The organism is Neobacillus soli NBRC 102451, from assembly GCF_001591665.1.
GTDB classification, from domain to species: domain Bacteria; phylum Bacillota; class Bacilli; order Bacillales; family Cytobacillaceae; genus Neobacillus; species Neobacillus soli.
Genome location: NZ_BCVI01000057.1, coordinates 1 through 14,430, shown reverse-complemented (window position 1 = coordinate 14,430; position 14,430 = coordinate 1). Strand labels below are relative to the sequence as shown.

General features: G+C 39.2%; 10 protein-coding genes and 2 pseudogenes. 11 read left to right on the top strand and 1 reads right to left on the bottom strand.

The window, feature by feature from the left end:
- Window positions 1-39: 39 nt before the first annotated feature.
- From rlmD to BSO02S_RS19365, 3 genes are all read left to right on the top strand, one after another.
- The gene (gene rlmD / locus BSO02S_RS19375; RefSeq protein ID WP_066071333.1) at window positions 40-1,419 is read left to right on the top strand and encodes a 23S rRNA (uracil(1939)-C(5))-methyltransferase RlmD; all 1,380 of its coding nucleotides are present in this window, start codon (window positions 40-42) and stop codon (window positions 1,417-1,419) included.
- A 101-nt stretch (window positions 1,420-1,520) separates the two neighbouring features.
- On the top strand, window positions 1,521-2,228 hold the full coding sequence (locus tag BSO02S_RS19370) for an FAD-dependent oxidoreductase (RefSeq protein WP_066071330.1): 708 nt from the start codon (window positions 1,521-1,523) through the stop codon (window positions 2,226-2,228).
- A gap of 142 nt (window positions 2,229-2,370) precedes the next feature.
- Entirely contained in the window at window positions 2,371-2,883 is a 513-nt protein-coding gene (locus BSO02S_RS19365) for a YdeI/OmpD-associated family protein (RefSeq protein ID WP_169802775.1), read from the top strand.
- A 318-nt stretch (window positions 2,884-3,201) separates the two neighbouring features.
- Here the strand turns inward: BSO02S_RS19365 and BSO02S_RS19360 are convergent, their stop codons facing one another.
- Window positions 3,202-4,755, bottom strand: coding sequence for an ABC-F family ATP-binding cassette domain-containing protein (locus BSO02S_RS19360; protein ID WP_066071327.1), 1,554 nt, complete (start codon window positions 4,753-4,755; stop codon window positions 3,202-3,204).
- A gap of 108 nt (window positions 4,756-4,863) precedes the next feature.
- On the opposite strand from BSO02S_RS19360, the pseudogene BSO02S_RS19355 reads away from it, so the two are divergent.
- The 8 genes and pseudogenes from BSO02S_RS19355 to BSO02S_RS19320 form a co-directional block, all read left to right on the top strand.
- A pseudogene (locus BSO02S_RS19355) lies at window positions 4,864-5,109 on the top strand (DUF779 domain-containing protein); the annotation flags it as partial.
- Window positions 5,110-5,342: 233 nt separating this feature from the next.
- Entirely contained in the window at window positions 5,343-7,607 is a 2,265-nt protein-coding gene (locus BSO02S_RS19350; protein WP_066071324.1) for an ATP-binding cassette domain-containing protein, read from the top strand.
- A gap of 416 nt (window positions 7,608-8,023) precedes the next feature.
- A complete protein-coding gene (locus tag BSO02S_RS19345; RefSeq protein ID WP_066071321.1) occupies window positions 8,024-8,350 on the top strand; it encodes a hypothetical protein in 327 nt (108 codons plus the stop codon).
- A gap of 723 nt (window positions 8,351-9,073) precedes the next feature.
- A pseudogene (locus BSO02S_RS19340) lies at window positions 9,074-9,741 on the top strand (Type 1 glutamine amidotransferase-like domain-containing protein).
- A 624-nt stretch (window positions 9,742-10,365) separates the two neighbouring features.
- Window positions 10,366-10,584, top strand: a complete 219-nt coding sequence (locus BSO02S_RS28390; protein WP_066071318.1) for a YjcZ family sporulation protein — start codon at window positions 10,366-10,368, stop codon at window positions 10,582-10,584.
- Window positions 10,585-10,648: 64 nt separating this feature from the next.
- Window positions 10,649-11,071, top strand: coding sequence for a transporter (locus BSO02S_RS26555; RefSeq protein ID WP_084375105.1), 423 nt, complete (start codon window positions 10,649-10,651; stop codon window positions 11,069-11,071).
- Between the two features lie 364 nt (window positions 11,072-11,435).
- On the top strand, window positions 11,436-11,957 hold the full coding sequence (locus tag BSO02S_RS19325; protein WP_066071311.1) for a sigma-70 family RNA polymerase sigma factor: 522 nt from the start codon (window positions 11,436-11,438) through the stop codon (window positions 11,955-11,957).
- A 245-nt stretch (window positions 11,958-12,202) separates the two neighbouring features.
- Entirely contained in the window at window positions 12,203-13,882 is a 1,680-nt protein-coding gene (locus BSO02S_RS19320; protein WP_235846966.1) for a M4 family metallopeptidase, read from the top strand.
- Window positions 13,883-14,430 lie beyond the last annotated feature (548 nt).

Below are 14,430 nucleotides of genomic sequence, written 5' to 3'. Positions count from 1 at the left end.
ACAATTTTTCTAGTTAATTCGAAGTAAAGGAAGAAATCGATGAATAGACCAATACCAGTAACTAAAAATGATTATATAGATGTAGTTTTTGAAGATTTAACCCATGACGGGGCCGGCGTGGCGAAGGTCGAGGGATATCCATTATTTGTCCCAAACGGGCTGCCAGGTGAAAAGGCAAAAATAAAAGTAATTAAGACGGGTAAAGGCTATGGTTTTGGGCGGATGATTGAGCTTTATGAAAAAAGCCCCTACCGAGTGGATATTGCTAGCAGCGAGCGGCACAAATATGGCGGCACCCAGCTCGAACATATTAGTTATGAAGGCCAGCTAAAATATAAGGAAAATCAAGTTCGCCAGGTTCTGACACGCATTGGAAAACTGGAAGATGTAATTGTTCATCCCATTTTAGGGATGGATCACCCCTGGCATTATCGGAACAAGGCCCAGGTACCAGTAGGGGAAAAGGACGGCAAACTGATTGCTGGTTTTTTCAAACCAAGAAGCCATGAAATTGTCGATACGAATGAGAGCTTGATTCAGCTGCCAGAAATAAATGAAGCCGTCCAAATAGTCAAAGAAATAGCCAGCAAGCTTGGCATTCCAGCCTATCAAGAGGAGTCCCATAAAGGGGTGCTCCGTCATATTATGGCCAGGTACGGGCAGCAAACAGGCGAGCTTATGGTGGTCATCATCACGAGAACAGCAGATCTTCCCCAAAAAGATAAGTTGGTGGAGGAAATAGTGGCGCGCCTCCCTAAGGTGAAATCGATTGTTCATAACGTGAATTCAAAGCGGACGAATGTTATCCTTGGTGAAAAAACGAAGGTCTTATGGGGAAATGAGGTCATTTACGATTACATAGGAGATGTGAAATTTGCCATTTCGGCTCTGTCCTTTTATCAAGTCAATCCTGTCCAAACCAAGGTGTTATATGAGAAGGCGCTAGAATATGCCGACCTTAGCGGCGAAGAAAAGGTGATTGATGCCTATTGTGGAATTGGGACGATTTCGTTATTTTTAGCCCAAAAAGCACAAAAGGTTTTCGGCGTTGAAGTAGTTCCAGAGGCCATTGAAGATGCGAAACGGAATGCCGCCTTGAACGGGATTGAGAATGCGGAATTTGCTGCCGGGGAGGCAGAGGTTGTGATTCCGAAATGGTACAAAGAAGGCAATGCTGCCGATGTGTTGGTCGTCGACCCACCGAGAAAGGGCTGTGATGAAGCATTTCTGGAAACCATTATAGAAATGAAGCCTAAAAAAGTGGTTTATGTATCCTGTAATCCGGCAACATTAGCACGGGATTTAAGGATTTTGGAAGACGGGGGATACAAGACCGTTGAAGTGCAGCCGGTGGATATGTTTCCTATGACGACACATGTGGAGTGCGTGTCGCAACTCATTTTTAAGAAAGGCAACTAACCCTTTGGGCGTTGCCTTCTTACGTTTCTTTTATACTGAGCCGTTGTTTTATTAGAACAAATATAAGTATAGATAGTTAGTTTAACAAAGGAGATTGGGGAATGAGTTTTTTTCAAGATACATTATCGATATTTAAAAAGAGAGATTTATTATTTTTAGAAAGCTACAAAGAATCAGAAGATGTTTATACCTTTCTATTTGAAAAAGAGAAAGATTTAACCTGGAAAGCAGGGCAACATGGATTGTTTAATATTACTCATAAGAAAATAAAAAAGCCAATACGACCATTCACTGTGGCATCTGCTCCCACAGAGAATGGTGTTAGACTAACTATGCGTATTGGAGATAACCCAAGTGATTTTAAGAAAGCGATGTTGGAATTAAAGCAGGGTATGAAGGTTAGAATAAGTGGGCCAGTAGGTAGTTTCTATTTAAAAGATAGCGGTCCTTCACTTCTGATTGCAGGCGGTATTGGAATAACACCATTTCGGTCGATATTAAAACAAATCGAGGCAGAAGGGAATAGAGGGGATAAAAAAATACATCTACTCTATATGGATAGTAAAAAGTCCTATATATATAAAGATGAACTTGATGGAATTGCAAACAATACTTCAATAAGTGTAACTTACCTTGATTCAAGGAATGGTTTACATCAGAAGATAGATAAGTTTACTAGCCTTTATAAGAACGATGGTAAGTACTTTATTGCAGGACCGAAGTCAATGGTAGATGATATTTCTGCTTATTTACAAAATAATAATATTTCAAAACGGAATATCAAAAAGGATGCCTTTTTTGGATATTAGTAGAAGAGAGGTGTTTTCTTAATGACAATTAATAGTATGAATCCAAAGGTTGATCAATATTTACTTGTGGGCTGTATGCGTTGCCCGCTAGGGGGGAACTCTCGACTGTAAGGTCCACAAATGGCCGGAAGAATTAGAGAGAATGAGAATGATTGTTCTTGACTGTGGGCTGAAAGAAGAATTGAAATGGGGAATTCCTTGCTACACATACAATAAAAGTAATGTCATTACAGTAGCTGCTTTTAATGAATACTGTTCTATCAGTTTTTTCAAAGGTGCCCTGTTAAAGGATACCCATCATATCTTAGAAAAGCCTGGGGAGAATACTCAGGCGGCACGTCTGGTTCGGTTCACCAATGTTCAGGAAATTGGTGCACTCGAAACCATCTTGAAAGACTATATTTATGAAACCATTGAAGTGGAAAAGGCCGGCTTGAAAGTGGGGTTTGCAAAGAATCCAGAACCAATCCCTGAAGAATTTCAACATAAATTAGATGAAATTCCTGCCTTGAAAACTGCTTTTGAAGCATTGACGCCAGGACGGCAAAGAGCATATATTCTTCACTTTTCAGCACCCAAACAATCCAAAACTAGGGGTTCAAGGGTTGAAAAATGTATGCAGAAAATTCTCGATGGAAAGGGATTAAATGATTAAGTCATTATCCAATTTTCGTTCATTCGAACTCCTTTTTGGAATGCAAGTATCACCCAATCAAATAATTTAACTTTGAAAAAGTGAATTTATTTGGATACGTTTAATCGGTTATCTTATGCTCCTACTCTTATAACGAAGAAAATACCTATTGGGATGTTGGAAGGATATTGGGTTAGGCTCGGACTTTATCAGGTTATGCTAATATGATTCAGTTTATCCAAGCATTCTCATGCATGGCTTGTATAACATTTTGAATTATTTGATTAAATAAAAAGGGGTACCCAGGTGAAGTTTCATTGGGTACCCCTTAATCTTCATTTAAAACACTTTCGTAGTCCAATCCTCACAATTCCAAATATCGGTCGCAATTTCACGATAGAAATCCGGTTCGTGGGATACCATCAAAATACTTCCGCGATATGCTTTTAAAGCACGCTTCAATTCATCTTTTGCATCCACATCCAAGTGATTGGTCGGTTCGTCTAGAATTAATAAATTCGTTTCTGTGTTTAATATTTTACATAATCGAACTTTGGCTTTTTCGCCACCAGAAAGGACTTCGACTTTACTTTCGATATGTTTCGTCGTTAATCCACATTTTGCAAGAGCAGCACGGACTTCAGCCTGATTCATACTTGGGAACTCGCTCCAAATCTCTTCAATACAAGTGTTGTAGTTGGCCTGTTTAACTTCCTGCTCGAAGTAACCAATGTATTGATACTCACCACGTTCAACTTTACCCGAAATTGGATTAATTAACCCAAGAATACTTTTTAAAAGAGTAGACTTCCCAATACCGTTTGCCCCAACGAATGCAATTTTTTGTCCGCGTTCCATTTTCAAATTCAGAGGGCGGGAAAGTGGTTCATTGTAACCAATAACAAGATCTTCAGCCGTGAAAATATAACGACTAGCAGCACGGGCCTCTTTGAAGTTAAACTCTGGTTTCGGCTTCTCTCTCCCCAATTCAATAACTTCCATTTTGTCGAGCTTCTTCTGACGAGACATCGCCATATTACGAGTCGCAACACTTGCCTTGTTACGAGCAACGAAATCTTTCAAATCAGCTATTTCTTGTTGTTGACGCTTGTAAGCGGACTCTAGCTGTTGCTTCTTCATTTCATATATGTTTAAGAAGTTATCGTAGTCACCAACATAGCGATTCAACTCTTGGTTTTCCATGTGATAGATCAAGTTAACAACATTGTTCAAGAATGGAATATCATGTGAAATCAAGATAAATGCATTCTCATAATCCTGTAAATAGCGCTTCAACCATTCGATATGCTGTTCATCCAAATAGTTCGTCGGCTCGTCTAGTAATAGGATTTCAGGTTTTTCTAACAAAAGCTTAGCTAGCAAAACTTTCGTACGTTGCCCACCGCTAAGATCATCTACATCTCGATCGAGTCCAACATCGTCTAGTCCTAGACCACGTGCAACTTCCTCAACTTTTGAATTAATTTGATAGAAATCATTACTATCTAAAGTTTCTTGTAGCTCTCCAACTTCTGCAAGCAGTGCATCGATATCAGCACCTTCATCACCCATTTTTGCATAAAGTTCATTGATCTCTGCTTCAGCATCAAATAGATATTGAAAAGCAGTACTCAAAGCGTCACGCATCGTACTACCTTTTTGAAGTACAGCATGCTGATCTAAATAACCAACACGAACTTTTCGCGACCACTCTACTTTCCCCTCGTCGGGCTGCAACTTCCCAGTAACAATATTCATGAAAGTAGACTTACCCTCACCATTTGCCCCAACTAGTCCAACGTGTTCGCCTTTTAAAAGTCGAAAAGACACATCATTAAAAATCGCACGATCACCGAAACCGTGACTTAAATTTTTTACATTTAATACGCTCATTTTTTTAACCCCTTATCTAATGTCACATGTGGATATCTTACTAGATTCTGGCTGCTTTTTCTATCTTGAAGTTATTCAGATAGTTCATTCATTTAGGATGGCTCCGTCCCCATGGATAAGGAAGGAGATTTCTTATTGGGCGATTCAGATATTAATCTGGGCTCAATCGGTGGAGTTCCTTTCTATATGCATAAAAGCCAATATAATTATTGGAAGCATACCCAATTAATTATTGATGCAGCGGAAGGTCCAGGAGCGACATTTTCGCTTGATAGTCTAGAAGAAAAGCATTTTATTACACGTTCCCGCGTTTTTACCAATCAGGAACTTGAGGAATTGAAAATCACCAACTAAAGATGCTGCGTGCAGTTTATAGGTCAGACAATCATGAAAGTTTCCAATTTCATGATTGTCTGACCCTTTTTTCCGTGTCAATTAAAATCCATACATGTTAAGACTATAGTAATGGTGAAGCGAATATGGGTAAACTATTAATTAATGTTTTTATTATCAAGTAATGGGTTTAGTTCTGATGGTATCGTTGAACGATTCATTGAAATGTATTAATGCATAGAAAGGATAGTAAAATGTCAGGAATAAAAGATGAAATCATTTTAAGAGGGCTTAAAGAAAATAATTTAAAAAATGTAGATTTAAACATACCAAAAGAAAAAATCATTGTATTTACAGGTCTTTCAGGCTCGGGAAAGAGTTCAGTCGTTTTTGATACATTAGCAACAGAGAGTAGAAGACAAATGACTTTGAACTATCCTCTCTATGTCAGAAATCAAATGCCAAGGTACGAACGACCCCACGCTGACCTTATGCAAAACTTAAGCCCGGTTGTAGTAGTAGAACAAAGACCTATAGGAGGCAATTCCCGTTCAACGGTGGGCACCTATATGGATATTGATCCATTAATTAGACTATTGTTCTCGAGAGTAGGAAATCCACCGATCGGTTCTGCCACTGATTTTTCAAGCCAAGGTTCTTTTGGCAGATGTCCTGAATGCGGCGGATATGGGGAAGTAATTGCACCAGACCTTGATAAGATGATCGATTACGATAAGTCACTTCGAGAATATGCAGTGAAATTTAAACCATTATCGCCTTCAGGCTGGCAAGGTCAATGGATGATGACCTGCGGATTATTCGATCCAGATAAACCGCTAAAAGACTACTCAGAAGAAGAACTCCACCTGTTTTTATATGGTCCCCGAGAAGGTGAAAGAGCTTATGCGCCGTTTCACACAAAAAATGGACCCCATAATGCAGAGTGGGATGGGTTATTACCTAGATTTACGCGTGTTTATATAAATCGAGACATCTCAAAACTAAAACAAGTATCGCAAGATGATGTCTTAGCAGTATCAACGCATTCATTATGCCCAACATGTAAAGGTACAGGCTTAAACCCCAAGGTATTAGAGTGTAAAATAAATGGCCTAAATATCGCAGAATACGACCAATTAGAGCTGCCAGAAATGCTAGAAGAACTAAAGAAAATAAAAGATCCTATGGGGAAATCGATAGCACAACAAGCAATCCCGTATGTAAAACAACTAGTCGACATGGGACTGGGATATTTGAGTCTGTCAAGAAAAATGGGCACCCTGTCCGGCGGTGAAGCTCAAAGGGCAAAAATTGCTCGTCATTTAGGAAGCAGTCTAAATAATATCACCTATATTTTCGACGAACCAAGTGCGGGACTCCATCCAGAAGAAGTGGATATGTTAATACAGATGCTAAAAAGGATAAAAGACCAACATAATACCGTAATCGTAATCGAACACGATCTATCAGTGATAAAAGCTGCGGATGAAATAATTGAGATGGGACCAGGAGCAGGTGTAAATGGAGGAAAAGTTGTCTATCAAGGAAAATTAGAAGGACTAAAAAACTCTCCCACCGCAACAGCCTTAAAGCACCAGCTAAAAATAAATAAAAACCCAAGGGATATAAAAAGTTATTTTACAATAAAAAGAGCAAGTAACAATAACTTAAAAAATATAAGCATCAATATTCCTAAAAGTGTCTTAGTCTCTGTATGTGGAGTATCTGGTTCAGGTAAAAGCTCCTTAATATTGGAGGCCTTCACGAAAAAGTATCCAGATTCCATAACGGTAGGACATGGCGGTATAGGAATCTCCAATCGTTCAACTATGGCTACATATATGGGAATAATGGATGATATTCGCGCGATATTTTCAAAAGCAACAGGACAACCGGCAGGATTGTTTAGCTTTAACTCCTTAGGAGCATGTCCTGTCTGCAAAGGAAAAGGAGTCCTAACGCCAGAAGTAGCATTTGCAGATCCAGTGACGATCCCTTGTGAGGCATGTGGCGGTAAGAGATACTCAGACGAAGCGCTTAGTTATCGCTATCAAGATAAGAATATAGTAGAGATTTTAGATTTAACAATAGACGAGGCCATTAATTATTTTAAAGCGCCAAAAATCATAAAAAGAGTCCATACGCTAAAAGATGTGGGATTAGGTTATTTGACCTTAGGGCAGACGACAAGTTCCCTAAGCGGAGGTGAAATTCAACGTCTAAAACTGGCAAGCCACTTACAAAAAGAGGGCCAAATCTATCTGTTAGACGAGCCATCCTCAGGACTGCACTCAGAAGATAATGAAAAACTCTTAGATGTATTTCAAAATCTTGTAAACAGAGGGAATTCCGTGATAATAATCGAACACAAACTAGACTTGATAGCAGCGAGCGACTGGGTAATAGAATTGGGTCCAGGAGGAGGAAAACAAGGTGGACAAATTATATTCGAAGGAACACCGGAAGAGATGTTAAATGCAGAAACATTGACAGCGAGATGGTTAAAGGATGGAGTTTGAAGACATTCAGGAGTGACCGTATAGTTGGCCAATATCTAAATCTTCAGAGGGTAATTCGAATAAAAGTAAAGTATCGTTAAAGTGGGGCTTTAACACATTAAGGATTTAAAAATAAAGAGCCAAAAATATGCAAGTTTTTTTGTACTACTTGCGTTTTTTTGGCTTTCTTATATTTATAAAAAATACTGCTAATAACAGCATTTTGTAGCAGTCAATAAAAAATCTAATTCTTATTAGAGAATTGCCCCGGACTTTAAAGGCGGTATTGAACCTACTTATTCACGACAATTTTTGCTTTATATACAAGAAATAATGTGGATGGCTCATCCAGGAAAAAGGGCTTCATAACCTAAATTTTCGATGAATACAATTAATATGATACTTCATTCATGATCATCGAAAGAGGGTACAAAGGGATGAAGAGCAAAATTTACCGCTGTAACTGCCGTAAAACTTGGTCCATTCAAAACCGAAAAACAAAAGTTTCTGCACAAACTATTTTGCTTCATGGAGAATGGATGGCCGAATTAAAGCCGGAACGAAAAAGTGACCCTAAGGGATTTGTTTCAACCAATCAAGCTATTATTATTAACCCAGAAGCTGGCATGTTGGATCAATATGAAAAAGTGGAAAAACTGATGTACGATAAAGAGAAGGTACATTTTAATCTAATGAGGGGAAAAGATTTATTTTTTGCTAAAGACGGTACCTGTTACATTATTAAAAAAATTAATAAAAATTGAATCAGGCTGCTTCGGTGAGCAGCCTGATTTTGTTTATCAATTAACCATAGTTTACCTAATTTTACATGCTTCAAGATTTTGGGGTCAGACCCATAACATTTTTTTCGACAACTCATTATTTCCAACAAGGGGTTAATAATAACACTAAACACAATTTTTAGGAGTGAGTTTATGATTGATAAAAAAAGTATTCTCTTTAGCTCAGTTAATCGTTCCGTAGCTAACTGTTCCTTTCAACCATCCAAGCCACGTTGAGACTGTTGTTAGGATAGAGAAAAAGTAGGTTATTATCAAAGAACTTGAAGGTTTTTAAGTGAATATTAATTTGTGTGTTATTTTCCCTCAAACTGATTGTTTGGGGGATTTTTGTTTAGTGGGTCTGTTTTTTTCTCAGAAATAAGGATATATACGTTAAGGTTTGGGTTTTGTGTATTTAGATAGAGGAAAACGACCAGCTAGTCTATACCATATTGGGACGTGCTATCTGCTATAAGAGGTAAACACTTCACCGATACTCGTTTTTAGGATTTCCGCATACAGAAGAAGGATTAACGTTGAGATAAGGGATATGAAAAATTAGGTTTAAATGCAGTTTGTAAGCCATTAGGTTCATTTTGAATTTAGCTACTACTGCATGCTATCGGGTATATGTTAGACTTTAAATAGTTTTACTTTTCGGATTATAATGCAAAATTATAAGTCTTTACGACAAGGAGTGGAGTTATGAAGCTTCTGTTTACATCTGCAGGCATCAATAACAAAAGCATACACGACGCGTTGGTTGACATGCTGGACAAGCCGATCGCCGACTCCAACGCCTGTGCATCCCCACCGCGATGTACGGACACCCCTGGGTTGGCCCCGGCGTCAAAGCTTGGGAGTTCATCAGCGGGAAAGAAGATAATCCTATGGTAGACCTAGGCTGGAAATCCGTCGGCATACTGGAGCTCACGGCGCTACCAAGTATTAGTGAAGACCGCTGGGTGCCGCTGGTACGGGAGACGGACGTCCTGCTGGTAGCGGGAGGCGACGCCCTCTACCTGGGTTACTGGATGAAGCAGTCCGGATTGGCGGACCTCTTGCCGTCGCTCGACGCAGTCTATGTGGGAATGAGCGCCGGTAGCATGGTGATGGCACCTAGAATTGGGGACTTCTTCGTTAGCTGGACTCCGCCGAGCGGTGGCGATGAAACGCTGAGTATGGTCGATTTTGCAATGTTCCCGCATCTGGATCACGAGATGCTGCCGTATAACACGATGGCTGCTGCAGAGAGATGGGCCGCCGGGATGCAGGGGCCGGCTTATGCAATTGATGATCAAACCGCCATCAAAGTGATTGAAGGAGAGGTCGAAGTTGTCACTGAAGGGAATTGGAAATTTTTTACGCCATGATCTTTCTATGCTGCTAGCTTCTTGGGTGCACCCCCAAATGCACCTAGTACTGTAGTTCAATGTTGAGGTATTCATCGGATTCCGTGCAAATACAATTGAGGAGAATAGAAGACTTCGGTTTTTGTTGATGCTTTGTACGGTGACAACATAGCAGTGATGTATTCGGAGATCATATTCGTAAAACATTTAAATACTCACCAGCACCTCATGTGTTGCCACATACACTCAACACATGTGGAGTGTGTATCGCAACTCATTTTAAAGAAAGGCAACTAACCCTCTGGGCGTTGCCTACTCAAGTAATAAACCCTTCAACCGGTTGGTATGAAGGGTTTAATTTTTTTTGATAGTTATTAAACCCCAAACAGGAAATGAAACTACCTTTTCTTTCTTTACTGAAGATGATAGTTATGTCCAAACAGAACATCTAGTGATTTCGTTTGGCTTTAACCTTCTTCTTTTGAAATCAATAGTCTGCCACTCTATGGTTTTTTCGTTATTAAAAGTGATCGTCACTGAGTCATGTCCATATTTAATATAGACGGGCTCCAATTTCCTCTCTGAGCGTAATATATAGTGTATTGGCATATTAGCTCTCCATACATTAGAAAGGAAGTGGAAATAATGAATAATGCCTTCCCGATTCCAAATGCATTTCCAATTCCAAATGCCTTACCGATGACTTCTGGCGTAAATTTTATTCCCCAATCTCCATTGACTTACTCCTATGCAGCTCCTGTTTATGCAGATTGTTTTCCTGCACGTGGGTGCGGTGATTTTATACTCATAGTAGTGTTGTTTATTTTATTAATCATTGTTGGTGCAGTTTGTTTCTGTGGTTAAAAGATGTGACTGTATCTATTAAATACTTTAGAGATTTATTTAAGATAAGGTGGTGATTTTTTAAATGTATAATCAGACAGTTTACTCCTATATAAATTATGATCAGCAATTGGAGCGGCAATTTCCAAGTTTACCAGTGCCCTCGTTTCCGGGACAATCAGGTTTACCTGGCTTACCAGGACCTGAGTTTGCGGGACCATCAGGTTTTCCAGGTCTACCAGGATCACAAATTCCACAAGCTCCAACTGCTCCTCCTCCACCATTTATTCCTCAACAAGCAGTTGCTTCACCATTTGCTGTTGATCCAGGAGCAATTAGGTTGTGCCTGTTTCGTAATACTTTTATATGGCTCAGCAATGGTGAGAGATTTTGGTTTTATCCCATTTTCGTAGGTCCAAGATCTGTTGCTGGTTTCAGATGGAATGGTATATCCTGGATGATTTTTGGTGTTGATACAAGGAGAATTATTTCGTTTACGTGTTATTAAAAACTATGAGAATAAGAAAAACGTTTAGCTCGTAGATCTGTTAATGGTGAAAGGCACGACGAATTTGTATAACTGGAAAATGTTTATTGGAAAAATAAATAATATCCATCAGATAGCATCTGCAGAAAAATGTAGGTGCTTTTGTTTGTTTAAACCTAGTTCATCTTATAGACCTAGTCATATTGGGAACCTCATCATTAGTTCAGGTGAAATGTGGAAATTCCTTCTTCAGATAACAACTATATTCCATACACACTTTTTTGCTGTTCTTAATAGCGACAAAACTTTATATTTAGCGCTTAATCCTATATAATTATTGGTAAATTATAGTCAATAGCCAAAGTGAAATGGGGAAAACACATTTATGATCCCAGCCAAAATAGATCCCATGTCAATCACTACAATAAGAGAGAAAGGCGTGGAATCCATCGTCGATTGGTTCAATCAGCATAACCAATCGTTCTATGTACTTGGTTGGTCCTATCTTAGTAATCAGCAGCAATTGGAAGAGCTTTTTTACCGGTCCATTATAAAAGTCCACAAGGAAATGCCTCGATTTAAGAGTGAAACACCATTCGAAACTTGGGTTACATCCATATTCATACATATCTGTAGGGAGCTTTCTAATGATGGAAGTTTACAAGCTTCAGAGGAAAGTGAACAACAAAAGGATTTATTTAAAGCACTTGATCAATTGAAAGAGGATGAGAAAGAAGGGGTGGTCCTTACATATGTAATTGGAAGGTGCCTGGCACTTTTTTTCTTGGGACTGACCCCAATTTCGCTAACTCTCCTAAAACCTGGCGCATGCCGTGCATCATGCCCGCAGAGCTTCCGTGTCAAACCGACTATCACTCTACCTATTATTATGCATATTCCAAATTAACTAGCTAGGATCCTACTTTTTATAATTAGTTTAAATTAACTACAACAAAAGTATAGAAAATCCAATAAATTTAGAAGTATTATTAATTTCATCGACATGTCAAGTGGTGAATTGTATCTACCATAATATAGGGATATGGGCTTTTATAACTATTTTCCATAAAATTTAAATAATTCCAACTATTCATGTAAATCAATATTTATTAATCTATAATGAAACTGACTGATAATAATAGGGGGTATCATATGTTGAAGAAAAAGTTTATTATTCCTGCAGTTCTGTCGTCGGCGATGTTGGTAGGTTCTATCCCAGCTAGTAATGTATTTGCGAAGCCGGTTGATTCGATGGTGGCTAATAGTGTACAAGTATCTAAGAAATGGAATGAGAAGGCAAGCGTTCCTTTATTTGTTAAAGAGCGATTGGCAGAGAAATTCTCTTCTAGCAATCCTTCCAATGCATTGAATTATTTGCAGAAAAACGAAGGTAAAACTGGAATTAAAAATCCGGGTAAAAATCTAAAAGTAATAGATACACAAACAGATGACCTCGGTATGACTCATGTCCGCTTTAATCAGTCAATCAATGGGGTTAACGTAGAAGGCTCTGAAGTTATTGTACATTTTAATAAGGAAAATGAAGTAGTATCCGTCAACGGAAGAGTCAATCAGACGATTGCCGATGATGCAGTGGACACGACTGCCACATTAAGCAGTGATGCTGCACTAAAGGCGGCATTATCATCTGTCAATGCTCCTGAAGAGCTGACATATGAGCCAACTTCTGAGCTTGTTGTCTATCCTTTTGAAGGAGAAAATCATACTGCTTATAAAGTGAATGTTAACTTTATGGGGGATGAACCTGGAAACTGGTTTGTGTTTGTGGATGCAAAAACGGGAGAAGTCGTCGATAAGTATAATGGCTTAATGCATGCGGATGAAATGAAAACACAAAAAGGTGCTGGAAAAGGGGTGCATGGCGCTCACAGGGAATTACATATTACTCCAGTGAAGGAGCCTAAATCTGGAACTAAGTTTGCGTTAGCTGATTACTCACATAATGGTCTTGATGCAATACTTACGTATGATGCTAAAAATGATAATAGTTCCGCAAATGATACTCTCTATGTTGGGAATTCTGCTGCATTTATCGGAGACTATGATCGGGCTCTTGTCGATGCACACTATAATTCGGAAAAGGTATATCATTATTACCTTGATGAGCATGGCCGCAATTCCCTTGACGGTAAAGGGATGGCCATCATCTCTAGGGTCCATTATGGAACCAATTATAACAATGCCTCCTGGAATGGGCGTTGGATGACCTATGGTGATGGTGACGGTGAGTTCATGATTTCTTTATCAGCTGGCCTTGACGTTGCTGCCCACGAAATGACTCATGGCGTCATCACTAATACAGCAAATTTAGTATACCAAAATCAATCTGGAGCACTAAACGAATCATTCGCTGATATCTTTGGTGCACTCGTTGACGATGATGATTGGGAAATGGGCGAGGATATTATGGCACCAGCTGAAAAAGCTAAGGGTAATACAGTATTGCGCAGTTTAAGAGATCCACACAGTGTTACTGTACAAAACGAGCAAAGAAGGGCATATAGCACAAATGGCGGCGTCTATCCGAAGCATATGGATGAATTTTATCATATGCCAACTTCAGTTGATGGCGGCGGTGTCCATGTTAACTCTTCGATTACAAACCATGCCGCATACTTGATTGCACAAGATATCGGCAGGGAAAAATTAGGGAAGGTTTTCTACCGTGCGTTATCTGTTTATTTAACGCCAAATTCCAATTTCAGCGACACGCGTAAGGCGGCTGTTCAGTCTGCAATCGATCTTTATGGTGCAGGCAGCTCGGAAGTGGCTGCAACTAATTCCGGATTTGATGCGGTGGGAATTTACTAAGCATCTAATTGAAACTGCCAGTCGGAATAAATGTTTTTAGCGGATTTTAGATGAATATGAAGTGCGTTTTACGTTCCCTCAGACTAAGCGTTTGGGGGACTTTTTTTATGGTCTCATCAGCATCTCATGTGTTGTCATATACACTCTGATTTTAAAATAGAAACGGGCTCTTTTTCTGCAAAAGAATTTTTTTCGACAAAATCTAGCAAACTTCGGGTCGTGACAGGTACTTCAATCTAGGCTGATGCCGCGACTTCATTCTTCTCGGGCAATCGAAAATATTGTGGACAGATCTTTTGACTGTAAAGCAAAAGGTACAACTAGAAATCTCACTAGTTGTACCTTTTTGCGTGGAAAACTTCCGATTGTCCTCTACTAAGAACCGTCCCCGTGCTCCGACTTCGTTAATGAAAGTCTTGAATGACTTTTTCTAGGAATTCACCCATTCGCTTAACGGCCGGCTCTGAAAAATCAAAACTGACTCCAGTTTCTTTATAAATAGCTGCGATAGATTGATTGTAGTCCGCACTTGCACCTTTTTTAAAGAA